The organism is Gloeobacter kilaueensis JS1, from assembly GCF_000484535.1.
Taxonomy (GTDB): Bacteria; Cyanobacteriota; Cyanobacteriia; order Gloeobacterales; family Gloeobacteraceae; genus Gloeobacter; species Gloeobacter kilaueensis.
This window is the reverse complement of the sequence record NC_022600.1, coordinates 1,625,528-1,651,772: the sequence shown is the minus strand read 5'-3', so window position 1 is coordinate 1,651,772 and position 26,245 is coordinate 1,625,528. Positions and strand designations below refer to the sequence as shown.

At 52.6% G+C, this 26,245-nt stretch carries 25 protein-coding genes; 19 read left to right on the top strand and 6 right to left on the bottom strand.

Annotation, left to right across the window (positions count from 1 at the left end):
* The first annotated feature begins 28 nt into the window (after positions 1–28).
* The 12 genes from GKIL_RS25235 to GKIL_RS22495 all read left to right on the top strand — a co-directional run bounded on the left by GKIL_RS25235 (position 29) and on the right by GKIL_RS22495 (position 14,374).
* Positions 29–829: a class I SAM-dependent methyltransferase gene (locus tag GKIL_RS25235; protein WP_023172969.1), complete on the top strand. Its 801-nt coding sequence runs from the start codon at positions 29–31 to the stop codon at positions 827–829.
* A gap of 18 nt (positions 830–847) precedes the next feature.
* Positions 848–1,789 (top strand): class I SAM-dependent methyltransferase, encoded by a 942-nt coding sequence (locus GKIL_RS07820; protein ID WP_023172968.1) that lies wholly within the window; start codon positions 848–850, stop codon positions 1,787–1,789.
* 39 nt (positions 1,790–1,828) lie between these two features.
* Entirely contained in the window at positions 1,829–3,319 is a 1,491-nt protein-coding gene (locus GKIL_RS24655; RefSeq protein ID WP_023172967.1) for a membrane protein involved in the export of O-antigen and teichoic acid, read from the top strand.
* A gap of 26 nt (positions 3,320–3,345) precedes the next feature.
* Positions 3,346–4,134: a 6-hydroxymethylpterin diphosphokinase MptE-like protein gene (locus GKIL_RS23505; protein WP_023172966.1), complete on the top strand. Its 789-nt coding sequence runs from the start codon at positions 3,346–3,348 to the stop codon at positions 4,132–4,134.
* A gap of 109 nt (positions 4,135–4,243) precedes the next feature.
* The gene (locus GKIL_RS07810; RefSeq protein WP_023172965.1) at positions 4,244–5,341 is read left to right on the top strand and encodes a polysaccharide biosynthesis/export family protein; all 1,098 of its coding nucleotides are present in this window, start codon (positions 4,244–4,246) and stop codon (positions 5,339–5,341) included.
* Positions 5,341–7,671 carry a GumC family protein gene (locus GKIL_RS07805; protein ID WP_071824797.1) on the top strand — a complete coding sequence of 777 codons (2,331 nt, stop codon included), beginning with the start codon at positions 5,341–5,343 and terminating at the stop codon, positions 7,669–7,671. Before GKIL_RS07810 ends, GKIL_RS07805 begins: the two co-directional genes overlap by 1 nt.
* 35 nt (positions 7,672–7,706) lie before the next feature.
* Positions 7,707–9,005 carry a hypothetical protein gene (locus GKIL_RS07800; protein ID WP_023172963.1) on the top strand — a complete coding sequence of 433 codons (1,299 nt, stop codon included), beginning with the start codon at positions 7,707–7,709 and terminating at the stop codon, positions 9,003–9,005.
* Between the two features lie 12 nt (positions 9,006–9,017).
* Positions 9,018–9,917 (top strand): glycosyltransferase family 2 protein, encoded by a 900-nt coding sequence (locus tag GKIL_RS23500; protein ID WP_023172962.1) that lies wholly within the window; start codon positions 9,018–9,020, stop codon positions 9,915–9,917.
* Positions 9,914–11,383 carry a hypothetical protein gene (locus tag GKIL_RS07790; RefSeq protein ID WP_023172961.1) on the top strand — a complete coding sequence of 490 codons (1,470 nt, stop codon included), beginning with the start codon at positions 9,914–9,916 and terminating at the stop codon, positions 11,381–11,383. The genes GKIL_RS23500 and GKIL_RS07790 overlap by 4 nt, the downstream gene beginning before the upstream one ends.
* Positions 11,384–11,419: 36 nt before the next feature.
* Entirely contained in the window at positions 11,420–12,379 is a 960-nt protein-coding gene (locus tag GKIL_RS23495; protein WP_023172960.1) for a glycosyltransferase family 2 protein, read from the top strand.
* Between the two features lie 18 nt (positions 12,380–12,397).
* Positions 12,398–13,546, top strand: a complete 1,149-nt coding sequence (locus GKIL_RS23490; RefSeq protein WP_023172959.1) for a glycosyltransferase — start codon at positions 12,398–12,400, stop codon at positions 13,544–13,546.
* Positions 13,547–13,561: 15 nt separating this feature from the next.
* Entirely contained in the window at positions 13,562–14,374 is an 813-nt protein-coding gene (locus GKIL_RS22495; RefSeq protein WP_023172958.1) for a glycosyltransferase family 2 protein, read from the top strand.
* On the opposite strand, the gene GKIL_RS07775 is transcribed toward GKIL_RS22495, so the two are convergent.
* Complete coding sequence (locus tag GKIL_RS07775) at positions 14,368–15,687, bottom strand: undecaprenyl-phosphate glucose phosphotransferase (protein WP_023172957.1); 1,320 nt, start codon at positions 15,685–15,687, stop codon at positions 14,368–14,370. The two genes, GKIL_RS22495 and GKIL_RS07775, sit on opposite strands and share 7 nt — an antisense overlap.
* 674 nt (positions 15,688–16,361) lie before the next feature.
* Here GKIL_RS07775 and GKIL_RS07770 point away from each other — a divergent pair.
* Genes GKIL_RS07770 through GKIL_RS07745 form a run of 6 tightly spaced genes read left to right on the top strand, consistent with a single transcriptional unit; the run spans position 16,362 to position 20,746 of the window.
* Complete coding sequence (locus GKIL_RS07770) at positions 16,362–17,180, top strand: hypothetical protein (RefSeq protein ID WP_187293904.1); 819 nt, start codon at positions 16,362–16,364, stop codon at positions 17,178–17,180.
* Between the two features lie 24 nt (positions 17,181–17,204).
* Positions 17,205–17,693 carry a VOC family protein gene (locus GKIL_RS07765; protein WP_420841399.1) on the top strand — a complete coding sequence of 163 codons (489 nt, stop codon included), beginning with the start codon at positions 17,205–17,207 and terminating at the stop codon, positions 17,691–17,693.
* Positions 17,694–17,720: 27 nt separating this feature from the next.
* Positions 17,721–18,281: a hypothetical protein gene (locus tag GKIL_RS07760; protein WP_023172954.1), complete on the top strand. Its 561-nt coding sequence runs from the start codon at positions 17,721–17,723 to the stop codon at positions 18,279–18,281.
* A 48-nt stretch (positions 18,282–18,329) separates the two neighbouring features.
* Positions 18,330–18,623, top strand: a complete 294-nt coding sequence (locus GKIL_RS07755) for a DUF3493 domain-containing protein (protein ID WP_023172953.1) — start codon at positions 18,330–18,332, stop codon at positions 18,621–18,623.
* Positions 18,620–19,657 (top strand): YheT family hydrolase, encoded by a 1,038-nt coding sequence (locus tag GKIL_RS07750; protein ID WP_023172951.1) that lies wholly within the window; start codon positions 18,620–18,622, stop codon positions 19,655–19,657. Before GKIL_RS07755 ends, GKIL_RS07750 begins: the two co-directional genes overlap by 4 nt.
* Before the next feature lie 15 nt (positions 19,658–19,672).
* Positions 19,673–20,746, top strand: a complete 1,074-nt coding sequence (locus GKIL_RS07745; RefSeq protein ID WP_023172950.1) for an NAD-dependent epimerase/dehydratase family protein — start codon at positions 19,673–19,675, stop codon at positions 20,744–20,746.
* Here GKIL_RS07745 and GKIL_RS07740 read toward each other — a convergent pair whose 3' ends face one another.
* Positions 20,747–22,543, bottom strand: coding sequence for a sodium:solute symporter family protein (locus GKIL_RS07740; protein WP_023172949.1), 1,797 nt, complete (start codon positions 22,541–22,543; stop codon positions 20,747–20,749).
* 121 nt (positions 22,544–22,664) lie between these two features.
* Between GKIL_RS07740 and GKIL_RS25230 the strand changes: the two genes are divergently transcribed.
* Positions 22,665–22,832 carry a hypothetical protein gene (locus GKIL_RS25230; protein WP_023172948.1) on the top strand — a complete coding sequence of 56 codons (168 nt, stop codon included), beginning with the start codon at positions 22,665–22,667 and terminating at the stop codon, positions 22,830–22,832.
* A gap of 9 nt (positions 22,833–22,841) precedes the next feature.
* On the opposite strand, the gene GKIL_RS07735 is transcribed toward GKIL_RS25230, so the two are convergent.
* Genes GKIL_RS07735 through GKIL_RS07720 form a run of 4 tightly spaced genes read right to left on the bottom strand, consistent with a single transcriptional unit; the run spans position 22,842 to position 26,102 of the window.
* Positions 22,842–23,633: an LmeA family phospholipid-binding protein gene (locus GKIL_RS07735; RefSeq protein WP_023172947.1), complete on the bottom strand. Its 792-nt coding sequence runs from the start codon at positions 23,631–23,633 to the stop codon at positions 22,842–22,844.
* A complete protein-coding gene (locus GKIL_RS07730) occupies positions 23,630–24,343 on the bottom strand; it encodes a 2-phosphosulfolactate phosphatase family protein (RefSeq protein WP_023172946.1) in 714 nt (237 codons plus the stop codon). Before GKIL_RS07730 ends, GKIL_RS07735 begins: the two co-directional genes overlap by 4 nt.
* Before the next feature lie 8 nt (positions 24,344–24,351).
* Positions 24,352–25,260: a M23 family metallopeptidase gene (locus tag GKIL_RS07725; protein WP_023172945.1), complete on the bottom strand. Its 909-nt coding sequence runs from the start codon at positions 25,258–25,260 to the stop codon at positions 24,352–24,354.
* Positions 25,260–26,102 carry a hypothetical protein gene (locus GKIL_RS07720; RefSeq protein ID WP_187293903.1) on the bottom strand — a complete coding sequence of 281 codons (843 nt, stop codon included), beginning with the start codon at positions 26,100–26,102 and terminating at the stop codon, positions 25,260–25,262. The genes GKIL_RS07725 and GKIL_RS07720 overlap by 1 nt, the downstream gene beginning before the upstream one ends.
* Positions 26,103–26,245 lie beyond the last annotated feature (143 nt).

Sequence of the window (26,245 nt, the reverse complement as noted above, 5' to 3'; positions counted from 1 at the left end):
TGCTCCAGCGATATAAAGGTGCATTTTTATGCAGATAAATATTATCGATATTGGCGCGGTTGGAGGTCTGGATCTTCCCTGGAAATATCATCCAGATAAGGTGGGTAGGACGCTCAGCTTTGAGCCGAATGAGCTGCCTATTCTCACGGGCACACGGTTGCGCTATGACTGTGCAGTCTGGAACTTTGATGGAGAGGCTAATTTTTATATCTCGGGAGAAAATGGTACGGGCTCATCTCTGCTAAAGCAAAACTTTGATTGGGTGCGTCAAAATTTCGAGCAGATTAAAAATGAAGGCAACATTGCGCTTAATAACACGTGGTTTGAACGTTCAAGCAGCATTCGACAATTTTCGTGTAGGGTCAAGAAACTAGACACAATCTTAGCAGAATTGTACCAGTCCCTTGGGCACAAAGTCAGCTTTCCATTTTTGAAGAGCGATACTCAAAGTGGAGAGGCGTTCGTACTTGATGGAGCACAGAAATATCTAGAGGAGGACTGCCTTGCTCTTGAATTAGAGCTTTACCGCTACCCCCTCTATGAAGGTATGATTCTTGAAGATGAGGTAAAAGCCAGCCTGCAAAGCAAAGGATTTGAAGAAGCAGGTTGGACTGGATATCAAAATTCCTTTGCCTCCCAGGCAGACTATTTGTTTGTGCGCCAGCTGCCTCGCACCCCGCAAGAAAAAATCATGATCGAACTCATCAAGTCCGTGTATGGCCCTTCGGGCACTCAACGAATCATCAAGAAGCCTTCTACAAAGGATCGAATTTTCAGCAGGATGAAAACCATCGTCAAGCAAACAATGCAGAAGACAAGCAAGCCCTAGCCAAGTCACACACAATAAATGATTAACAAAGTCATAGACGCAATAAAAGCCGCTGAGGCTGAAGGACTGCTCAGTGCCGATGCCGACGGGATTCTTACCGGTTTCTCGGGCAAAAAACTTGTCGGTGCTCTGCAGAGGATAGCCAGTCTTTTTGCGGAGCAGGCCGGTGTCTGCTACCTGGAGGTGGGCGTTTTTCAGGGACTGACTCTTTTATCTGTAGCCAGTGCCTGCCGTTCACTGCCAAGCTACGGAATAGACAATTTTGCTTTCTTCGATCCAGAAGGTAAGAACCTCGCGATCATCAAGGATCGGATGGCACAGCTCAACGTCCAAAACGCTGTTTTGATCAACAAAGATTACGAGGATGCACTAGAAACACTTTCGACCGAGATTGGCGACCGTAAAGTTGCTCTGTATCTGGTCGATGGTCCCCACGATTATCGTAGCCAGTTAATGTGCCTGGAACTTGTCATTCCCTATTTGCATCAGCAGGCAGTGATTGTAGTAGATGATTCTAATTATCGTCATGTCCGTCAGGCAAATCGCGATTTCCTGGTGACGCATCCTGAATTCAAGCTTGCTTTTGAAGCTTATTCCGCCTGCCATCCGGTCAATGCCAGTGCCGTGCAACAGCAGGAGTCCAGGAACGGTTGGTGGAATGGAGTGAACATTATCGTCAGGGATCTTGAGCAACTTCTCCCTCCCATGTATCCCCCGACTGAGCGTGACCGCAAGCTTTTTGAGAATGAACATATCGTCCATGCTGCAGCAATGGCTGAGTATGCTCCCGAAGCTGTTGGTTTACTCTCCAGGACTGACGTGGTTCGTTTTTTGGCATCAGCTGTTCGGCTTTACACTCAAGTGAGAAACAGTAGACTTCATAAAAATGCAAGACACAACAATATGAATACCTACAGTATGGAATTGCCCAAAGCACGCTATAACAGCCTTGTAAAATAAGAGCAAAAGCAGAATAGCTCATGCTGCGAATCGAGCTTCATGTCTTCGATAAATTTGAGCGCTTTGCATAAATATCTGGCTTTTCCATTAAGGCTCTGGAATTCCCCGACGTTCACTACCTGGAGTAGTCTGGCTGCCCGTACTCTTAGCCTGATCGCCGTCTTTCCGCTTGTACTTAGACAATTTACTCCAGCAGATATTGTTGTCTGGTCATTGCTGAGCAGTATTATTAGCCTGCAAACATTTGTGGATCTTGGATTTGCTCCAACCTTTGCCAGAGTCGTTGCATTCGCCATGGGTGGAGCTAAAAATATTCGAGACCTTCGCGACACTGGAAATCTCACAGGGAGCGGTCAGGCCAACTGGAGCTTGATGGAGCAAATTTGCTCCACTATGCAGGTTATCTATTATCGCTTGACACTTATTTCTATTTGTGTGCTTGCAATTCTAGGCTCGCTCGCTCTTGCCAAACCTATCTCACTCACCTCTGATAGCTATCAAGCCTGGGCTGCCTGGGTAGTTGTTTTATTAGGATCGACTGTTGCTTTGTGGGGCAACAGATACAATGCACTGTTGCAGGGAATGAACCAGATCGCTTTGCTGCAGCGCTGGCAGGTGATTACCTCACTTGGTGCTATTTTTAGTGGCTTTCTCGTTCTGATTACAGGTGGTAAGCTACTGGCCCTGGTCTTATCTAATCAGCTCTGGATCGTCGTCGGGGTGCTGAGGGACCGCTGGCTTTGCAGACAGGTCGAAGAAAGACGGTTGAGTTCTTTTACATATGGAAAGTTGTACCCAGAGGTTTTTGAGGGCGTCTGGCCCAGTGCCTGGCGGAGTGGCCTGGGTGCTGTCTTTACGGCTGGGTTGATGCAGGCAAGTAACCTTGTATATGCCCAGTTAGGCGCGACTTCTGGCATCGCATCCTACCTTGTAGCTTTGCGGCTCATTCAATCGGTCAGCCAGTTTTCCCAGGCACCCTTCTACAGCAAGTTACCCTTACTGGCCCGTCTGCGCTCCCAGGGCAAACTTGTTGAACAAGTTGCCGTAGCGACAAGAGGTATGCGGCTGGCCTACTGGTCTTTTGTTGTCTGCTTTATTGGCCTGGGCGTTTTTGGACCTTCTCTGCTACAACTTATCGGTAGCCATGCCGAGTTTGTTAATCCAGTGATGTGGGGATTGCTCGGCACTTGCTATTTTATTGAACGCTATGGCGCAATGCACCTCCAGCTTTACAGTACAACAAACCATATCGTCTGGCACATCGTCAGCGTAGTTCACGGTCTTATTTTCCTGTCCTTCAGTTTTATCCTGTTCCCCTTTATTGGAGTCTACGCATTTCCAACTGCATTGCTTGCAGGATACGCCGGATTTTACGCCCGCTATTGCGCCCGTTACTCCTATAAAACATTTCAGCTTAAGTTCTGGCAGTTTGAATTGTCTACCTCTTTGATTCCGCTGGCTATCATCCTGGCTTATTGTGTTGGAGCCACCGCAATTTATCTTTCTACAAATAGCTATAGTGCTCTTTGATCTAGTTATCTAAATCCACGAGGCCAATGGCTGTCTTGAACTCACAAAGAGCAACGATTAATCCCTATCGCTACGCTACCCTGGAGCTGCTGAGGCGATTGAAGTGGGATTTAAGTGCTGAGTCGTGGCGTTCTCGTGACAGACTTCGCTCTTGCCTCAATAAGCATTCAGCTCAACGGGCAGTCATTGTTTGTAATGGCCCCAGCTTGCTCCGCTCAGACCTTTCTCTACTCCGCACTGCCTTTACTTTCGGGCTTAACAAGATCAACTTGCTTTTTGCACAATCCGACTTCCGTCCAGCCTGTATTGTCTCAGTAAACCCGTTTGTGATTGAGCAAAATCAACATTTTTTCAACAGTACTGACATCCCCCTTTTCCTTGACAGTGTGGGCACCAGGCATGTTCAAGCACGTAAAAATGTAACATTCTTACATTCTGCAAGCCAGGTTAAATTCGCAAGGGATTGCTCTATCAGTATTTATCAAGGATATACTGTTACCTTCGTCGCTATGCAGCTTGCCTTCCACATGGGTTTTGAGCGGGTAGCTTTAATTGGCTGTGATCACAATTTTGCGACAAAAGGGCCGCCCAATAAAACTGTTCTGGCAACGGCTAAGGATGAGAACCATTTTGATCCGAAGTATTTTTCAGATGGAATGAGATGGCAGCTTCCTGATCTGTCCAGTAGCGAAGCTGCTTATTCTCTTGCACGGGTTGTTTTTGAAGAAGCAGGCCGAAAAATTGTAAACTGCACAGAAGGAGGCAATCTAGAGGTCTTCGAGCGATGCCGCTTGAAAGATTTTATTAGTGCGTAACTTGAGTGGGTTTGCAAAGTATGGCTTCAAATACTATTGTTGAATATCTTCTTTTTCGCCCCGCTTACAGGCTGCTGCCTTTAGTGTCAAGACAAAGAGAGTGGTCGATATGCAAATGGTGATCAGCAGACTACGAATTTCCCTCGCTGTGCTTGTTTTAGGCTTAGTGCTCTCCGAGCAATGTCCAGCTCAGGTGCTATCGCCGACGGTAGCTGCTCAGAAGACTTTTTCTGTTCAAGCGAGTACTACCAGCTACACTCTGGGGCCCGGCGATGGGCTGCAGATCATCTATTTTAACGTGCCAGAGATGTCAGGCTCACGAACGGTGCTACCGGACGGCACGCTCTCGCTACCTCTGATCGGCAGTGTCCGGGTTACGGACATGACCGCTGAAGAACTCTCAGAGAGGCTGAGTGAGTTGTACCGCCCTTACCTGACAAAATCAAGAATCGCCGTTACCGTCGAACGGCCCCGGCCAATCACCATAACAGTTAGTGGCGAGGTCAACCGTCCTGGCCCTTACACTACTCAGCCAGTGCAGGCGGTAGTCGCTACTGGCTCTACCTCCATCGGCACAATTCCAACAGTTATCACAAACAGAGTAAACGTCAGCTCGGCAATCACCCAGGCGGGCGGCCTGACCGAGCAAGCCGATGTTCGCAACGTTACTTTGATTCGTAGGCTCCCTGGCGGCCAGGTCGTTCGTCAGACACTGGATTTATGGGCTTTGATTCAGCGCGGCGACGTACAGCAAAATCCCGTTCTTCAGGACGGTGACGCTCTGGTCGTTGAAAAAGCAGCGGTCGTCAATCCTGAAGAGTACGGTTACATTGCCAATTCCAATCTCTCGCCTGATACGATCAACGTCCAAGTGGTCGGAGAGGTCATCAAACCTGGCCAGGTGCAGCTAAATGGTAGCGCTCCATTAACGGTGGCCTTGCAAGCTGCGGGGGGGTTAACAAATCTGGCCGATCCGAACCGTGTTGAGTTGTTGCGTGTCAATCGCAACGGCACCGTACTCCATAAAATTATCGATGCTAAAGTAGAGCGGCCCATTGATCAGGATAAAAATCCGCCCCTGCGGAACAATGACATGATTATTGTCCGTCGTTCTTTTGGTGGTGAAATCATCAGTGGTCTAAACACCGCTCTCGGCCCACTGGGCCAAATTGGTAATGTTCTGCTGCTATTTAGGGCTCTCCGCTAATGTCTGACAAGACCACATCGCCTCGATTGTCTTCACGCCTTCAGGGAGCTGAAGGTGCAGACGATAGGGGACTTGATATCGGTGCCTATGCGAGAACCATTTGGAGGTGGCGCGTTCCAGTCATGATGACTATGGCCGCTACTTTCACTCTTGCGGTCGCTTACACCTTTTTAAGCCAGCCTGTTTACAAGTCTGAGATGTTGATGTTGCTAGAGGACAAATCGTCGCAGACACAAGTGCTGGAGGATGCAGCGCAGCAAATTCAGCTAGGCGGGGGAGCTGACTTTACTACTCAGATTAACACCCAGCTTCAAGTTCTACTGAGTCGTCCACTGGTAAACAAGGCTGTGGTGCGGCTGAGCAAGAAGTATCCAAAACTTAAAGATGATGACATCGACGATGTCATCAAGCGCCTCGAAATTGAGCAGGTGACAAGAACCCAGGTGGTGTCAGTTGCTTTCAAAGACACCGATCGGCAGCTCGTCCAGGACATGTTAAAAGAACTGGCAAAAATATACATTGACTACAGTCAGGACGTTCAAAAATCGCAGGTCAGTGGAGCGATCACCTTTATCAACGCTGAGCTGCCACGGGTCCGGATGAATGTCGAGGCATCGGAAGAAGCGCTGCGGGATTTTCGCAGCAAAAATAATATCCTTGATCCGGAAGAGCAAGCAAAAGCGCTTAGTGGCGTCATGAGCGACTTAATGGAGGAAGCCGAGAAAGCAAAGGTCGAGCTTCAAACATCGCGAAAGCAATATCTTGCGCTCGCTTCCAGGCTGGGCAGCTCCCCAGAACAAGCACTGGCGGCGGCTACATTAAGTGAAGACAAAATCTATCAAGACGTACTCAAGCAGTATCAAGACACTGAGACGCAGCTTGCCCTTGAGAAAACACGCTTCAGAGACGATTACCCAACAGTACAAAATCTCAAAGACAAGCGAGACAGTCTTCAAAAGAGGCTTAATGAACAGGCTGGGGTTCTTCTTGGAGGAGATGGTAAACAGGCTGAATCGCTGCGAGATTCTCTAGCAGGGACTTTAGAAAGTAACAGGACCAGTTCAAGCACAGCGGATCGCTACGGCGAGTTGCGGGTTTCGCTGGCAGGGGATTTGGTAAAAGCTGAAAACCTCTACCTTGTGCAGTCTGCACGCGTCACAGGGCTAGAGGCAGCGAAAGAACGGCTGCTAGGAAAGTTTCAACTGGTACCCGGACTAGCAAAGCGCTATCAAGAACTCAATAGAAATGCAGTTATTGCTTCCGACAGCTTGAACCGTCTATTGCAACGGCTGCAGGAACTCGAGATTAAAGCGGCACAGGAATTATCGCCCTGGAGAGTGATTGAACCAGCTGTCCTTCCAGACAAAGAAAAGCCAGTGTGGCCAAAACCATTGGTGACGCTTGGAGTTGGTTCTATCTTGAGCGTGGTTTTTGGACTGCTTGTTGCTGTACTACTCGAAACATTCGACGATCGAGTGAAGACGGTCGAACGTGCGAAGGAGTTAATGCAGCTGCCGTTGCTAGGTGCTATTCCCTACAACGATGAACTAAATACCACAGCAAAGAGTGAAAAACAATCAAAGGAAATTGCGAAGATAAGCAAGAAAGCCAAAAGCAATGGCCGGGTGCAAAATCCACCCTATACGCGCTCAGCTTATGAGGAAGCCTTTCGCTCATTGCTGACAAACATTCGTTTTTTGAACTCTGACAAGAAGGTTAATACTTTCGTGATTTCTTCTTCGGCACCGGGCGAAGGAAAAAGCACTGTATCGACCAATCTGGCTCGTATCGCTGCCGAGTTAAACCGCAAGGTGCTCATTATAGACGCCGATCTGAGAAGACCGACAGTTGCAAAAAGGCTAGAACTTACAAACAGCCGAGGATTATCCTCAGTACTTGCAGGAAACCTATCGTGGCAGGAAGCGGTTCAAAAACTTGGTGAGAACCTCTTTGTATTAACCTCAGGGCCGATACCACCAAACCCAGTCTCGCTGCTTGACTCCCGGAAAATGGCTGAGTTGACAAAGCAGTGGCGCGAAGAATTTGATCTGGTACTGATCGATTCACCACCACTGATCGGTTTAACCGATGCAACCCTACTGGCCAGACATGCGGATGGCATTTTGATGGTGATCGGTCTAGAAACCGCCCGCAGAGGAGGGCTAAAAGGCGCTAGAGAACGCCTTGAGGCAGCGGGAGTGGTACCGATGGGTATGATTGCAAACGCCCTGAAAGTCGAATCAGAAGGGTATTACTACTATTACCAATATTATTATCATTACTATGGAGAGCCGACCCCCGAGGAGCAGAAAAAGCCCAAAGAACGCTGAGCAAAATTCAAATCGCTTACAAAGAGCCTTACAAGATGAATACTGCTATTGCGATGCCAGAGAGCGTCAAAGAAGATTTGGCAACGAAAGTAGCGCGCCTAATCTTCCTGACTTTTGTTTGGGTAATTTCAGTTTTGCCAGCAGGAGATTTGCTGGGAATAAACGTGAAAATCCTTTTATACATTTTGGTTGTGACTGCATTGGCCATGCAGGTTCTCAGCAGTCGCTCGAAACTCAAGGAGCTGATAAAATTAGTACCATACTTTTTAGTTTCAGTGACGTTCCTGTTAGTATGGTTCATGATAGGTCTCATTCAAGTAACCACCGAAACTCGATTTGCGGTAAATGCGTTTAAAGATATATTTGTAACTGTATCATTGGTTTATATAACATACTTCATGATTAAGACTGAAACTATTAGTGTGAGAAACTTTTTACTGACAATAGTTGGTGGAGCTGCATTTTACTCAGCCATCAAAGTGATTCTGGCAGGTTTACTGCTGACAGGTAAACTGAGTATCTATCAGCTGGTTCAAATTTTTAAAGCGATCGGATATGAAGTCATTTATGGCGACATTGCCGATGGACTGAGCAGGATTGAGTTCACTAACGACTCTCTGATACCCTTCTTGTTGCTGTTTGTTACTTCCGATACGTGCTTCGGTTTACGCTTTAAGAGCTATCAAAAAGTTTTGCTGGTAATTTTGTTTGGAATCTCGATATTTCTATCTTTTTCAAGATTTAAGTGGGCTATTGCTATCTTGTGCCTGGTGCTTGGGCTTCTCTTAAATCTCTTTACATCGAACAGGCGATCGAGGGCAGTTCAGATAGGTAGTGTGCTGCTGGCGATTATGGTTTTGGCTGGTGCAGCTGCAGGATGGCAGGGTTTTGGCCAGGCCATCAATACCAGGCTGAGTGGTGCAGGTTCCGTCATTTCAGATGATATCCGCTCAGGTCAAGTCAGGCCACTGGTTATAGAATTTAACCGCTACCTGATATTTGGCAAGGGGCTAGGATCCTATATTCCAAGCTTAATCAGAAGCAACGACGAAGCGACTCCCTACTTTTATGAGATCCAGTGGCTGGCATTAGCTATGCAGTTTGGAATAGTTGGCCTGGCAGTAATTCTAGTTCATATTGGTCTTATCGGCTGGCATTTGATAAAGCAAACTTCTTTGACCAGCATTACTATGTTAACCAGCTACTTTGCCTGGCTGGTATCAGGCTTTTTTAATCCGGCGTTGATCAGCTCCGTTGGGGGCCTCGTCTTTTCAATATTCTTGGTATACGCTCTTTCTCCTAGAGTTAACGGCAAAATAAGCACAGAATCTTGATCTCGAGCGCAAATGCATAGCGTAAAGAAACGAGAAGAATTTCAGGATATATGTGCAGTGGTTGTCACATACAATCCAGAAGCCTCATTAATTGCCAACATTAGAGAACTGAGGAAACAGATTTCCTCGATCCTAATTGTAGACAATGCCTCGAATAATCCAGCCTTGGCCTATATAGCTGATTTAGAAGCGATAGAAGGTGTGAAAGTAATTTATAACCGCAGGAATATTGGTCTTGCAGCAGCGTTAAATATTGGCTACCGGTATGCTTGCGCAAGAAAATACACCTGGCTATTAACCTTTGATCAAGATAGTACGATTACACCAGGGTACATTGCCGCGATGTTGGACGCCTATGGCAGCTACGACAAGCGCGATCGACTGGCGATTCTTTCACCGATCTACTACTTCCCTGCAACCCAAGCAGTTTGCTACCATAATAGAGATAGAAGTAGCCCGATTGCAGTGATCGAGCGAACAATGACATCTGGAATGATGATTAAAATTGAAGCACTCGATAAAATTGGAGGATTTGATGAAGACTTCTTTATCGATTGCATCGACCACGAACTTTGCCTGAGGTGCCTGGACTTTGGTTATAAGCTTATCGAAGTTCGCGGTGCTAAACTTGCGCATAGCCTTGGAAACTCCGAACAGAGGAAATTACTGAATTGGACATTTACGATCACAAACCACACACCCAGCAGACGATATTATAATGCTCGCAATCGGCTACTTACATACAAAAAATACTTAATGTCGCACCCTGTACTTATTGCTAAGGATCTGAGCAATTTTGTGTTTCAAATTTTAAAAATAATTTTCTATGAAAAGGATGCACTGACGAAGCTTTCATATACTGCAAAAGGATGTTATCACGGCATAATTGGCAGGACAGGAGAGTACAAATGAAAGTAAAAAGAATTATGCCTGACCAAAAAAAGATCGGCCTGAGTCCATTGTATATTCATACTTTGGCCGCCTGTCTGTTCGGGCTCCTGACGCTGGCACCAGTTGCGCAAGCACAAGACTATCAGTCACAGATGCAGGCAACGTCCGAGCAACTCGGTTCTCAGAAAGAAGTACTCAGCAAAATTTCGGCTCGGCCACTGCTGACAATAGACAATGGACGTAACGGTTTTCCGCAGTTCGGTATTCAGGGTATGGAGTTGCCCTTTTTCGACTATAGACAAAATCAGGACAAGGTGGCTAAGGCTTTTGAGCTGATGGCCCGAGCGGGTATCCAATCGGTTCGAACTGCTGCTTCCACCTGGCACCGTCTTTCGGACAATGCTAACAACTTTACAGAACTCGATTTCGTCGTCAACAACGGCTCAAAATATGGCATGGGCTATTTATTTATAGTTGGTTACCCCCCTGCCAAATTCAACGTATCGCCAGCTACTCTTTCCACCTTTCGGCCTGATAAAGAGAGCAGCTTCAGAATCTATCTCAACCGGGTTTTTACCCGTTACCAGGGAAAAGTTATAGCTACAGAGGTTGGCAACGAAGTCGATGCTGTTAATTCGTGGTGGCGTGGAGCAACACCGGAGCTGTACGTTCGCGATTGTCGAATCGTCAAGGAAGAAGCGACAAAGGTAGATCCAGCGATTAAGGTTATGGCTTTTGCAGCAACAGCTGCACGGGAACCGTCCAAGGACTTGAGGATGCAAAGTTTAGGGCGCGACTTCATTCGGAAGAGCTTTGCTGCAGGAATTGACAAGTACATCGATGCTTATTCTTTGCATTACACATGGAAGATGAGCGAGCGTCTGATAGATTTTTTTAATTCTGCAATGGCCTCGGCTGGGGCTAATAAACCCTTGATTACCAGTGAAGATACTGCCTATGGCAGACCTTCTGAAGTCATTAAGCTCTTCGCCAGAGATTTTTACCTGCGCGGATTACAAAGTGTTTATTACTATCTTGCAAGAGACTACTTTGAAGACGGTAAGCTCCGCTACGTTGGTCTCTTTGATATAAACTGGAACCCCAAGCTGCGGTTACTGGCCTATGCTGCTGCTGTCGATGCAATGAAAGGAAGCCAACTTGTTGGCATGGCATCGCCAGCACGCAATATTGAAGCGTATGTTCTAAAACGTCCGTCTAGTGCCTCTCCAGCAGGTGCAAACTTTTCAATTGTTATCTGGAAAAACTCAGATGATCCTGATGACGAAGGAGTACCTGCAGCTGCAGGCCCATCTGCAGCGACGGTCGGCGGCTTAAAGGATGTTGTAGCTGCTAACAATTGGAAGCTAGATTCAATTTCCTTGACTAAGAGCACATCGCAACTGAGTGTAACTACGGATCCGGTCATTGTTTACACAAAATCCCTACCGGCCTGGAAGCTTATATCTCCACAGAACTGGTCTTTTTGAAACGCATACGTTTTCGCCTGACCTGCTGATACAATAATGGATTCTGCCTTTGTATCAGTAATTGTCGTCAACTGGAATGGGGAGAGATATCTCTCTCGATGTATTGATAGTATACTTAATCAGGATTATCGGAATCTAGAGATCATTGTCGTTGACAATGCATCTTCAGATGATTCCCTCTATATTCTTCAAAAGTATCCTCAGATTTTACTTATCCAGAACCATGAAAATTTAGGTTTTGCTCGTGCTAACAATCAGGGTTTTGAAATTGCCAGCGGCCAGTACCTGTTCGCACTCAATAACGATGCTTTCCTCAGTAAAAACTATATTTCCCTGATGGTCGATGCACTATCAAGGTACTCAAATGTAGCTTCTGCCATTGGCAAAATACTCAGAGCTGAGGATAATTCTACAATCGATACAACTGGTTTATTCATGACCCGCTTCCTACGGACAAAGGACCGTGGTTACAGTGCTAAAGATCATGGTCAATTTGATGCAAACAATATTACTAGCAGAGCAATATTCTCAGTTTGCGGATGTGCAGCCTTTTACCGATCGGCTGCGGTTCGACAGGTCTCGAATGGTTACCAGATTTTCGACAGCAGTTTTTTTTCTTACTACGAAGATATCGATCTTGGCTGGCGACTGCAAAATGCTGGCTGGGACTCTATTTATATCCCTGAAGCAGTTGCCTACCATGTACGTGGAGGAAGTGAGGCCGCAGTTTTTTTCAAAAAATCTCAGTTTTATCAGTTTCACACTCTCAAAAACCGCTATTTTACTATCATCAAAAACATTTCTTTCTACGAGTTCATAATTTTCTTGCCTGTTTTGATCTTTACAGAGTCAGGTCTGCTTTTACTGATTCTTACTAAATACCCCCACTTACTTGCTGTTTATCGAGCTGTTGCCGAGCATTTGCCTCATTTACTACAGTTGCGAAAATCTCTTTCTAAATTACGAACACGTCATTTAGCGTTGCTTAAGTATTAGGAAACGGATCAGATCGATATGCGCAAAGAGTATACAGTACTGCACATTACCCAGTCCCTCGGCGGCGTTGAAACGAGTATACGTTCAATCGTTAACAACATCGACGATCGTATTTTTAAGTCCATCATCCTATGCCCAGACCCGGATTTAGAAGTTACTGGAAAAAGCGGCAGCAAAGTCAAAACATATTACATACCTTATTGCCGCGAGGTTAGCATCCTAAATGACTTAAAGCATATTTTAGCGACGATAAAGTTAGTAAAGCGCGTAAAACCTGATCTGCTGCATTGCCACAGTGCTAAGGGAGGATTTATTGGAAGGCTGGCAGGCTATTTAGCGGGTATACCAACGATATATACTCCACAAGGATTCTCCTACCTCTGTACAGATGACCCTTTGCGCAGAGCACTTTTTCTCTCCCTGGAGAAACTGGCGCGGTCTTGGACTACTCTTTTGCTGGCTTGCAGTGAATCCGAAGTCCAGAGAGCTATCCTTGATCTCAATATTCCAAAGGAAAAAGTAAAGCTTTGGAAAAATTGCATCGCGCATCCTACTCTCTCAATTCAACGAGAACGCCCTTTTGCAGAGCCGTATATTTTTTCAGTCGGTCGTCCTTCTTTTCAAAAAAATGTCGAGATGCTTGTGCTAACTGTCCTGGCTTTAAGAGAGTCCGGGCTACCGATACGCTGCGTTCTTGCCGGAGCGGGTCTTTATTCCCCATTAAAAGAAAAAATCCTCGATCTCATCAAACAGCATGAACTCGAAAACCTGTTCATTTTACTTGATTGGATAGAGCACGAAGAGACCTTAAAATTGCTGGCTCACGCTGAGTGTTTTGTTCTCGCATCGCGCTATGAAGGTCTTCCCTATTCTATTCTTGAGGCGATGGCGCTAGGCAAGCCAGTTGTTGCCACAAATGTCGATGGAACGAAGGACTGTGTAATAAACAACCATACTGGCTTTCTCGTTGATCTGTACGATATTGAGAGCATGAAAGATGCTGTTGCCCGGCTTGTTCAGTGCGCAGAGACTCGCACTGAACTTGGTCTTAATGCTCGCTCCCATTTTGTAGAACATTATGATGTGAGCAAGAATATTCAAGCCCTCGAAGGTATCTATCAGGAACTCTTGCAAGTTCGCGATAGATCTACACTGCTCAGTAAGTGATAAGCGGAGGATATTTTGTCATCTGTTTCGATCGTTACACCCGTCTACAAAGCTGCGAAATTTTTGCCTGAATTTTTGTTTGGCATCTCAAAAATTACTTCTGTCGATATTGAGCATATTGTCGTTGACGGCAAATCCGACGATGGAAGCGTTGATATTCTTCAGCAATACTCGAAGCTATACAATTTAAAATGGATTAGCGAGAAAGATACGGGACAGTACAACGCGATAAACAAAGGTTTCTCTATGGCCACTTCGGATTTTGTCGGGTATCAAAACGTCGATGATTTCTACTTCGAGAATGGACTTGCTACTCTGATCGCTTCATTAAAAGGTAATCCTGCCTTCGATGGGGGCTATGGCAGGTACGTTATTGTCGATGAGCACAAGTCCTTCCTTGCTACACCCTATAATCAGGGAAGCTTTTTTTTGAATAAACTTGTGCGCGGTAACTTCGTTTTCCCAGGAACTTTTTTTATTCGGCGATCAGCTTTAGATAATATTGCCTTCGATGAAAAGCTGAACTTTTATGGGGATTGGGACTGGCTGCTGCAGATTGCCTTAGCCGGAAAAAAGATCACCCATCTGCCTGTAGAAGTTGCTGCTTTTCGGAGGTGTCCTGGTTCAAAATCTCTTACCTGGTCACAGCGCAGACTCAGTTCTGAGCGCAAGTACATTGGCCAAAAGCACAATCTGAATTTCAATGCTATGCAGTTCACAGAATTTCGGAATCGCGTTGCTCAGAGGTTGACTACTGAGTGGAAAAAGTTGAACGGTGACTATGCATCTGAAAAGCAGAGTTACGATTTATTGTTGCGCGCTCAGTAAGCATCTGTTCTATTTAGCAAAATTTGCCAGACTGTTGAAAGAATAATACGAATATCCAGTAACAACGACCAGTTCTCAATATAGTAAAGGTCGTACTTTACCCGTTTGGCTATGGATGTGTCTCCCCGCAGGCCATGAATTTGTGCCCAGCCTGTCATTCCTGTTTTGACAAGGTGTCTGTCGATATACTTTGGGATGTCCTGGCTGAAGCGCTCCACGTAATAGGGTCTTTCGGGCCGGGGACCAACCAGGCTCATTTCTCCTTTAAGAACATTCCAGAGCTGCGGTAGCTCATCAAGGCTTGTGCGCCGTAAAAATGAACCTACCCTAGTGCGCCTTGGATCTTCTTTTGTTGTCCAGCCATGACCCTGGCTCTCCGCATCCACTTTCATGGTCCGGAACTTGTAGATCCAGAACACACTTCCGTCTCTGCCAACGCGCTCCTGCTTGTATAAAACTGGCCCCCGGCTCGTCAGTCCAATAGCGAGGGCCACCACTGCAAACAGGGGAAGGCAGCAAAACAAGCCAAGGGCTGCCAGCGCAGCGTCGAATAGCCTTTTCCAGAATCGGTTGTGCCAGCTTCTTAGTGGAGTATCTCGAAGCGTCAGCAAAGCTGTTCCTCCGAGTACATCTACCTGCATCCGCGCCGTAATGTATTCGAGAATGCCCGGCACCATCCGGATGCGTACCTGACGCGCACTGGTCGCTACCTGCACCAGTTCGAGCAACTGCTGCTGTGAGTAATCTGCTTTTGCAAACCAGACCTCCGCGACCTCGTTTGCCTTTAAATAGCTCCCGAGATTTGCCAGCCGGGTCACAACGGCAGCTTCTTCGGATGTGCCGTCTTCACAAACAAGACCTGCCTGCTGCAAACCCCACTGGGGATTCTCCTTCAATAGCTGCAGCAGTGCGTGGGCTGTTGCACCCGTACCTACAATAAGAACCTTCTGTACTCCAAATCCGCTTCTGCGCAAGTTGCGGTTTGCCTGCTGCAGCAAAAGTCTACCCGTTGCTACTGCTGCTATTGCAGCCAACCAGGCATAGAGCAGAACAAAACGCGAGAAGGAAACTTCGCGGAAGAAGAACAAACCGGCGACGACAATCGTGAATGCGATTGTGATACCAATCACAACTTTTGCCACTTCGTCGAAGCGCGACTGATAACCGGGTGCCCGGTATAGCCCTGAAGCGGCAAATACCAGCAGCGTTGACAGGCCGCTAAATTGAGCCAGTCCTAAATATAATTCAGGGCTATAAAGAGCATTGGGACTTGCCGCCCGTACCTGGTAAGCAAGCCAGTAGGCCAGTGCCACCGATAGAGCGTCCCAACAAATCGTAAGGCCAATCAGACCAGGAGCAAGGATTGCCGCAAAATTTTTTAGCCAGAAGCGTTGAAGGCGTGGGAGTGGCAGTGGCTGCATCCTCCGGTTCGCATGGTTTACCGATGGTACGACATCAAGCCATCTTCAGTAAACGTCAAAGCAGTCGGGATCCTCAAATAAAATATACGAATTTGAATCTTGCCGTTCAGGTGCTGCCGCCGAGCGCACGGTTCATTACAAACCCAACACCTCTCTAAAGTTTGCCTATGGAAGCGTCTAATCTCACAAGGCTGTGGAATGCGGTGCAGCAGGAGCCCGGCGATCCCTCCAGGTTGAGAGCACTGGCAGAAAATCTAGAACATACGCAACTGCCCGAACCTGGCCTGACTATTCTCCAGCAGCTTAGCTTTGCGCTCTGGCAATCTAGTTGGGATTGGGAGGCGCTATACCTGCGGTACACACCGGCAGTAGAGCACCTCTTGGAGTTAACGATCAGTCTGGGTGGGCGCAACCCGGACACCTCCGCCCCGTCCGTTTCTGTCCACCTTGAGCAATTGGAGCGGGCACGAGAATTGGCCTGGCGGTTCAATCTGCCTGCTCGCGAAATCCACTGTCTACTTGAGTGCGCATCCTTGTTGCGGCAGCTTAATCGAAGCAACCAGGCTGTGCTCTACTGCCGCCGTGCTCTGCTTCTCAGTACAGAGCTTGAAAGTGGCTTTTCCCGCTCTCATCTGCGTGGCCGAGCTTTTACATTGCTGGCGATGCTGCTTCAAACAAGCGATCTAGAAAAAGCCCTGGAGAACTTGCGTCTGGGCATCGGTGCTTTTTTGGAGATCGAGTCTACTCAGAATGCGATCGTTTGCTGGGAGCTGTTGGCCCAGTTGCACGAAGCAAACGGAGATTTACAATCCGCCATCTATGCCCAGGCAAGAGCGATTGAATTGCTGGAATTGACCGATCGCGACGAGGAGCTGCTCAAGCACGTCCTGAGGCAGGTGAATCTTTTGCTCGAAGTCTCTGCTGTGCGTAAGGCAAAGAGTTTGTGCATGGTCGGCATCGAACTGGCTGAACAGCTCAGTGATGATCGGGAATCAGGTATTGGCTATCTGCTGCTGGGTAATATTTATTACCGCGATCAACAGTGGGAATTGGCAGAACAACAATACCAGCAGGCAAGTGAATGTTTCCAGCGCTCCGCAGCCTTCAGTTTGCTGCGCCACGCTTTGCTCTCGCTGTTTGAGTCCTCGCGCCAGCGCAGCAACTGGAGCAGCGCTGTTGAGGCTCTTGTAGCAGCAATTCGGCTGGCCTACACGATAGGCCAGCGCCTTGAGCAGACGGATATCATGATGGTCAGCGTGCTCTGGGCAGAAATTCATGGCAACGGTGCCTCCTCTGGACAGATCGAGAAGTGGCACTTACAGTTACTGCAGCTTGCCCAGGAGCTACAAAGTCCGGAGCTGATCGATATTCTCACCCTGGCTTGAATATCGAGAGCGCAGGTGAATCTACTGGAGTGGACAGTGCATCAGTTGCCTCAAAAGACGATTGCACCCAGCGCTCTTCGCCGGGTACATCACATCGCTCTTAACGTGCGGGATTTATCGGTCTCGCGCCATTTTTACGGCACGATCCTGGGTCTTGTCGAGTTGAGCGGCCCGGCGGTGCCCGCCACGCTCAAAACCCTGGTTGCCGCCGGTAAGGTGGCCAATTTTGTCACCCCCGACGGTACGGTAATTGATCTGTTCTATGAACCAGAGCTGGGTCCGCCCGACGCCGATCCACGCCGGGCCTTTACCCGCGCCAATCACCTCGCCTTCGACATCGCTCCAGAAGCCTTCGACGAGGCGGTGGCTGTGCTGCTAAACCAGCAGGTGCCGATCGACCACGGCCCGGTCAGCCGTCCAACCGGTCGGGGCATCTACTTCTACGACCCGGACGGTTTTTTGCTGGAGATTCGCTGCAATCCGGCAGCCGGAGCGGTTGAAAGTCTACTATGACAGAAGCACGCTCGCTCGGGAGTGACCATGGAACTGCTCGGCGTCTCCTCGATCGCTTCTTTTGCCCTCGCCCTACTGGGCGTCTTGATTGCGGCCCTCGTCGGCGTGGCTCTCGGTGCCTACGCCGGAGTGCTGACCCGTCCCCTCACCCGTGCCGCGAATATTCCCCTCGCCGCCGGCATCGGCGTCGGTAGCGGCGTCGTTGCCAGCCTCGGGGCTGTCTTTCTGGTGGTAGTAACGGTGGCGGCCAGACTTTTTAACCTGCCTGTAGGCTGGCTCGCTGCTGGGATTGCCTTCGGCCTGGTGATTGCCCTGGTCACGCTCGACTGGGCCGGAGCGGCCCTCGCCGGTGGGTTTGTGGCGGTGATCGCCGTTACGTCTTTTGGCGGGCTATTTGCCTTCTTCAGCCTCGGACCGCTGCTGCGCTTTATTCCGCCTTTTATTCTCCAGTACGCCCTTGTCGTTCTCTCCTCGCTGGTCAATCTCGCCATCTTGCTGCTGGTCGGCCTCGTTGCTGCCCTGGTAGTCCGATTGCTCAACCAGTACGTTCTACAGGAGAGCAACTCCCCGACAGCACCTCCCAGCTAAAAGCCCCCGCCGTGGGCATAATTGATAAAGTTCGATTAAGGACACTGGATGGACGGCGAGGAGGTCGCTCGTCAGCGGGCGAGGCTGCTCACGGAGGCGGCAAACCCCTTTCGCAAGTTGCGCTTATGGCTGTACCTCGCCTTCGGCGCAAGTGGGGTGATCGGTTTTTTTGTCGCCTTCTTTCGGGTGCTGGCGGGTCGTGAGCTGCAATCCAGCCTGATCAACCTTGCTGTACAGAGCGGGGTGATCGCTTTGATGGTTATCCTGTGGCGCTTTGAGGCGCAGCGCGAGAGTGAGATGGTCGAGCGCTACCTCAAGCGGCGCGATCGGCGGCAACGGTGAAGCCGTACCGGGCACCCTGGTATCTGGGAGACGGTCTGGCACAGACGCTCATCGTCGGCCTGCTGCACGGCAATGCCTGGCAGCGCTTCGGCTCCCACTCGCCCCTGGCTCCAAGGCTGCCGGTGCCACCCTACCGAGAACAGATCTTTGGCGGCGCAGAGGGGGTGCCCCTCGCGGGCCAGTTGGCCCGCCAGCCCGGCAGGGCGCGCGGAACGCTGATTCTCTGCTATGGGATCACCGGCTCGATGGAGACGAGCTGGTACAACCACTATCTGGCAAGCAAAGCTTTTGCACGCGGTTATGACGTGGTGCTCTACGACTGGCGCGGCCACGGCAAAAGTGCTGAGCTCTCGCCGGTGCCACCCTCGGACGGCTGGCGCGACGGTGCGGATATCGTGCAGATCGCCGCTCAGGCTGTGGCGGAGGGATGCAGGCGACCGGTGATTGCCTGGGGCTGCTCGCTGGGAGGGCAGATTGTGCTCTGGGCTCTCAAGGCAGCCCAGCAACTGAAGAGCCCCGATATTGCCGGAGCGGTCGCTGTTTGTCCGAATCTCGAATCGAACTGGTCACTGGCCAACCTCAGGCGCAGCTGGAAAGGGCAGCTGATCGAGGACGCTCTGGTGCGGGAATTGCGCCAGGAGGTGAGCCGCCGCCTTGTTCGTTATCCTGAGCTGACGCCCGCTGGAGTTCTCGAAAAGCTACACCTCATCCGCGACTTCGACGAGCAGCTTGTCATTTCTTACTACGGATTTGCCTCCGTCGAGCAGTACTACCAGAGGACCAGCGGCCTCTACCTGCTCCCAGAGCTGACTCTGCCGCACCTGATTCTCTATGCCCAGGACGATCCGATGTTCGACGGGCGCATCGTGGTAGAACTGGAGCAGCGAGCGGCCCTCAACCCCAGAACGCAACTCGTTCTTACCGAACAGGGCGGGCATGGCTGCTACATCGGCGCGGCGGACGAGCGAGAGGATGAATTCTGGGCCCTCAACCGCACCCTCGAATTTTGCGATGAACTTTCTTGTGCCGGCTAGCTGGCCTGGGGGGACGTGGCGCGGCGGGTTCTAATTACTGGCGGTGCCGGCTTCGTCGGGAGCCAGCTGGGGTTGGGTCTGGCTGAGCGCCATCCGGACTGGCAGATTACAGCCTTTGACAATCTCAGAAGGCGCGGTTCGGAATTGAATCTCTTCCGGCTGCAAAAAGCCGGGATCCGCTTTGTGCACGGCGACGTGCGCAACCGCGATGATCTAGATCCGAGCGCGCTGGCTCCGGATTTGATCCTCGAATGCTCGGCTGAGCCGTCGGTGCTCGCCGGGTACGCAGCGCCGCTGTATTTGCTCCAGACCAACCTGCTCGGCACGGTTCACTGCCTGGAATTGGCCCGCACGACCGGAGCGGATTTTGTTTTTCTTTCGACCAGCCGGGTCTATCCGATCGCTGGTTTGCGAAACCTGCGCTACACCGAGACGGCGACGCGCCTGCAGCTTGCTGGTGAGCAAAACCTGCCGGGAGCTTCGAAGCACGGCATCGCCGAAGGTTTTGGCCTGGAGGGAGTCCGTTCGCTCTACGGAGCGAGCAAGCTCGCCTCAGAACTTGTCGTGGGCGAGTACGCCGACGCCTACGGCCTGCGGACGCTGGTGAACCGCTGCGGCGTGCTCACCGGCCCCTGGCAGATGGGCAAAGTTGACCAGGGGGTGTTTGCCCTCTGGATGGCGGCGCACTACTTTGGTCTGCCGCTGCGCTACATCGGCTTTGGCGGCAGTGGCAAGCAGGTGCGCGACTTTTTGCACATCGCGGATTTGCTGGAACTCATCGACCGGCAAATTCAGCAGCTAGAACAGCTTCAAGGCCGGACCTTCAACGTCGGCGGTGGAGTGGAGCGCTCACTTTCGCTTCTGGAAACGACGGCGCTCTGCCGGCAGATCACTGGCCGGACAGCCTCCATCCTGTCGGTGGCCGAGGAGCGACCGGGGGATGTGCCGGTTTTTATCACCGATGCGCGCCGGGCAATGGCTGAGACGGGCTGGCAGCCGGAGCGGGATGCCCAGAGTACCCTGCAGGAAATCTACGAGTGGATCGCCCGCCACGAGGCGCAGTTAAAACCCATCTTGACAGGCGGATGATCATTCCTCGCCGACAGCAGGTTCCGGCAGCCTTTCGTCAGCCGGGGGAGCAAAGCCCTGGAAGTTGCGCACCAGCAGGAGACCGGCAACGAGGCCCACGCCCACGAACAGGCTGCCTGTAAGCCATTCTTTGAAGATGAGCTTGCCCACACCAAAAAGAAAACCGTAGACGAGCACGACGCCGCACAGCCAGTTGATCGTAGCGGAGAGCGAAAAACTGGTAGCAGGCAGGCCGAGGCGGTTGCGCACGGGTTTCCAGCCCGGTCCCTCCGGGTGGATCCGGCGGTAGAAGCGCTCGAGCACTGCCGGGGTCTCCGGCTGGGTGAGGAAGGTGACCACCAGCCAGCAGGCGGTCGTCACCGTCACCGAGATCACCAGCGACAGCGCCAGGTCGTTGGGGTTGTCGGTGTTGAGGTGCAGCCAGTAGCTGAGCACGACGTAGCTTAAAAGCGCGCACCCCTGGGCAGAGATTTCCGACCAGGCGTTGACGCGCCACCAGTACCAGCGCAGCAGATAGACCGGCCCCGTACCGGCCCCGAGGGCGAGCATCAGCTGCCAGGCTCCGCTGATCGAGTCCATGTTGAGGGTCGCGAGCCCCCCCAGCACCATGACCAGGATCGTAGCGAGGCGCGAGGCCCAGACGTAGTGGTTTTCGGAGGCGTCCGTGCGCAAAAAGCGCCGGTAAAAATCGTTGATGAGATAGGACGTGCCCCAGTTGAGGTGGGTGGCGATCGTGGACATGTAGGCGGCAGCGAAAGCCGCAAGCATCAATCCGCGCCAGCCGAAGGGCAACACGTCGATCATCACCCGGATATAGCCCGTCTCCGGGTCCGCTCCCGGAGCGGTGAGTTCCGGATGCAATACCAGAGCGACCAGGGCGACCAGAATCCAGGGCCAGGGTCTGAGGCAGTAGTGGGCGACGGTAAACCAGAGCGTGGCAAGCAGCGAATCTTTTTCGGTGCGCGAGGAGAAGACGCGCTGGGCGACGTAGCCGCCGCCGCCCGGCTCCGCTCCCGGATACCAGGAAGCCCACCAGCCGATACTCACCAGCACCAGAAACGTACCGATGGGCATCCAGGGCGAATCGAAGGCGGGGGTAAGGGCCAGGATCGCATCGGCACCGCCTTTGGCGGCGTAGTGGGTGTCGAGGGAGGCTTTGAGGCCATCGATGCCGCCGATGGCGTTGAGGCCAAAGATGGCGAGGGCGACGCAGCCGGTCATCTTGATCACAAACTGAAAGGCGTCGGTGACCAGTACCCCCCACAGCCCCGAGAGCATCGTGTAGAAGCCGGTGACTGCAAAGCAAAAGAAGACGGCGTGCCACTTATCGATGCCCATCGTCAGCCCCAGGATCTTGACCATCGCCAGGGTGACCCAGCCCATGATGATCGAGTTGATGGCGATACCCATGTAGAGCGAGCGAAAACCGCGCAATAGCGCCGCCGGTCTGCCGCCGTAGCGCAATTCGATAAATTCGAGGTCGGTGAGCACCTCGGATCGCCGCCAGAGCCGGGCAAAGAAGAAGACCGTGAGCATACCGCCCATCACGAAGCTCCACCACAGCCAGTTGGCAGCTACTCCGTTTTTGATCACAAGACCCGCCACCGCCAGCGGTGTGTCGGCGGCGAAGGTGGTGGCGACCATCGATGTACCCGCCAGCCACCAGGGCACATCCCGGCCAGAAAGAAAAAATTCGCTCAGGTTCTTGCCCGCCCGCCCGGTAAACAATAGCCCGATCGCAAGCGAGCCTAGAAAGTAAATGAAGATGATCGCCCAATCAAGCCACTCAAGTCGCATAAAGTCGTGATCAAAACTGCAGACATATTAAGGGCAAAACCGCTGCCGGTGCGCTCTGTTGCCAAAACCTCCCGCTGAGCGATGAGCGGATAGAGTAGAACCGCAAAGAGCGAGAAAGCCAATGTTTGGTGTCTGGCTTGCCCTGTCGCTGGTGTTGTGGCTGGTGATCGCCGTCTACTTGCTCATTACTGGCAATGCTCTCAATCAGATATTGCCGCTGGTGCTGTTGGCCTGTTTGTTCCTGGTGGTCGGGGTGGTGAGCACACTGTTTGGCCGCCGGCAAAAATAGTCCGTCTCCTCAGGGAGTGCCTGGGATCTTGTCGATCCGGGCAAAGCCTGCAAGGTCCATCTCGCCGGGGGTGACGGCAAATTTGAGAATGCGCGCCTGAATACCCTGGGAGGCCAGTTGCTCTAGATCGACGATCTGATTGAGGCTGCTCAAGAAGACATCGGCGATCTCCGGCGGAACCGGCACATCGTTGAGGGTAAACGTGGGCTTCACCAGGCGCAGGCGCAGGCCATCTTCGACAGCGAGCCCGGAGCGAAAGGTCACCAGAAGTGTCTCGGTGCGGCCCTGGACTTTGACGACCGCCTGCAGCAGCACTTCGTTGGCATTTAAGAGCGTAATGTGTGGCTGGGTAAAAGTCGCCACCTCCGGCTGACCGGAACCACCGACGGCACCGGGCAATTCGACGCGGATCGTCTCGAGGGTCTTGAGGATTTCGGGTGTATTGAGCGCCCGGTTGAGGTCGTCCTCGCTCAGTTCGACGTGTACCGCCGCCTGCAGGGGCCGCCGCAACCTGGGCACTTTGCCCAGGGAGGTGAGATCGACGGAGATGGCGTCGGTCTCCAGGTCGAGTAAGGCAATGCGCAACCCTGGGCGGACGCTGAGACCCCGCCCGGCGAAGCGCAAGCGGTCGATATCTCCCCAGGCGAGCTTGTAGTTGGGGATCGCCTCGACCCGCACCTCCAGCCGCTCCGCCCCCTGCAACTGGGAGCGGATCAGGTCGCTTACGAGCCTATCGACATAAAAACCGGCTACCCCGGTGAGCGCAAACAGAAACATCAGCACGCTCACCACAAAATTCATCCGGTGAGCCCCTGCACCAGAACCCCCGGCTCCCGCTGGCAGGGCAGAGAGCGCACCGAGTTGGCCGTCGCACAGTAGACGATGTCGTCGAGCAGGCCGAGTTTGAGCAGACGCTGGCCGTGGCTGGCCTTTTCGAACAATTCGACCAGGTCGTCCTGCCAGCTGTCGAAGAGGGCTGCCGCCGCCACTGCCTCGTCGTTGGCCGCCCCGCCCAACTGCTCGACGAGGGCACCGGCGCAGGCAGTGTCCTCCAGCGAAAAGCTGCCCTGCCAGCCGGAGCCCACCAGCCAGACGGTCTCAAACGCCTGGGCACGGATAAATTCGGCCACGTAAGCGACGTTGATCAAAGCGGCGGTGAGCACCACCGGCGCGTGGCTGATGCGCTGGAGGGTGCGCGTGCCGTTGGTCGTGCTCATGAAGATGTGCCGGTCTGCTACCCGCTCCCTGGTGCAAAAAAAGGGCGAGTTGCCAAAATCAAAACCTTCGACCTGTTTGCCGTCGCGTTCACCGCCGCGCAGCACCTGGTCTTGCGGGTAATGGTTGGCAGCGGCATCGAGTGTCTTGAGATCGGCGAAGACGTGGACCGCCGCCGCCCCATTGGCGAGGGCTGTGGCGATCGTGGAGGTGGCGCGCAGCACGTCGATGGCGACAGCACAGGCGGGCCGGCCCTCGGGAACCAGTTCGGGCGTGTGAAAAACGGAAACCTGCATACAAAGAATTATGAAGCACTTTCAGCCGCAGCGGCGGAAGAATTGCCGGAAGCCCGGCAACAGATGCGCCCCGCCAGCCAGTCCGCCGGATCGATGGCGACGCCGTGGGCGTAGATGCCCCAGTGCAGGTGCGCTCCGGTGGCCCGGCCACTGCTGCCGACCAGGGCAATGCGCTGACCGGCTTTGACCATTTCTCCCCGGCGCACCAGGATGCGCGACAGGTGAATGTAGATGCTCGTCACCCCCTGGCCGTGGTCGAGGACGAGGGTGTTGCCGTGAAGGCGAAAGCCGCGCTGGGTCGTACCGACGAGCACGACGCGACCGGCGGCGGGGGCGATGACGCCCGCCCCCTGCGGAGCGGCAAAGTCGTAGCCGCGATGGTAGTAGTTCTGCTCAAGGACGCCGTTGTAGGTGCGCCTCAGGCCGAAGCCACTCGAGATCCGGCCACCGCTCGGTCGCCGAAAGGGCAGTTGCCAGAACTGTTCGGGGCTCAAGGTGCGCAGGGCGCTGCCGATCGCCTCCTCCTCGGTCGGGGTGGCTTCGAGCGCAGCACGGCCAGCCGACAGTGAAATGCGCTGCAGCCCAAAGCGGCGCGGCGCTACTCTAAGCGGGATCGTCCAGGTATTGGGGCCAGAAAGAACCTCCAGGGGATACTCCCTCGGGTGCATCAGCGCCGAGAGCGGCACCAGAGCGCGCCATTCGCCTGTGGCGATCGGGAAACTGGGAAAGTCGTGTTCTTCAAAGCGCACCGCCACCTGATTGCGGGTCACGATTTGCAGGGTATTGCCCGGCAGGGGGTTATCTGGAAAGACGCGCACCGTCTCGGTAGTCGAAGAATCAACGCTGTCTTCGGCCCTGAGCGCTCCGACCCCGATGAGCAGTAGAACCAGCAGGGCAAAGCCAGTGCGCCTGCCCATCAGCCACCGATTTTTAGAATGTGTTGCTGATCGTTCTGGACGAGCACGATGCGCTCTTCGTCGATCGCTTTTACCAGCCAGCCCGCCACCGTCTGCCCTTCGCTGACCGAGACGGTACTCTCACTGCCGCCGGTGTGCAGCAGGGCAATGCGATTGGAACCAGAAAGGGCAGTGCCGACCAGCTGCCAGCTTGAGAGGTCGCCTGCCTGTGCAGCTTCGGGAGCAGCGATGGCCACCAGGCTGGGACTCACGGCGCTGTCCACGGCGGCGGGCGGGGCGACAACAATCGCGGCTGGGGCGGGCGGGAGCGCTGCGAGCGGACCCGGTGCCTCAGCGGTGGTCGAAAGGGGCAGCAACCTGCTGACCAGCGCCGGCGGCGGCAGGATGTGGGGCGCAGCACCCGTCGGCACCGCCGGCAAAAGCGCCATTGCCTGCGATGGGCGAACCAGACTGGCAAGTTCACTCCCCTCCGGGGGAACAGCAGGAGCCAGGGCAGGCAGAGCCACCGCCTGCGGAGCGTCGGTGGCAACAAACGGATCGCTGCGACCACCGGCGGCGAGCACTTCGGCGACGATGGGCCGGGGATCAGCCGTCGGGAGCAGGACGGGAGTCCGCTCCGCAAGGGCGGGGGCCGCAGCAGGTTGTCCTTTGATCGCTACTGTCGGCTGCGGCGGTACAGGCGGCAACAGCAACGCCATCACCCCGGCACCGGTGCCCATGCCACCTGCCGCCGTGAGGGCCACTGCCCCCAGAGGCAGCCCCCAGAACGTCAGGGAGCGCCGCTTTGCCCTGGCGGGTATTGGCGATCGGCTCCGCACAGCAAGCGGTTGCTGCCGACTCAAACAGGCTTCCAGCGGCAGCTCACCTCGCAAGCTGGCACCGGGCGCAGTCGATCGAACGTCCATAACAAGCCTGTGGTCCTGGTTCGCCCGTAGCATAGCGCATCGGCTCGCACCTGCGGCTTGAAGATCGATCCAGCCTTCAA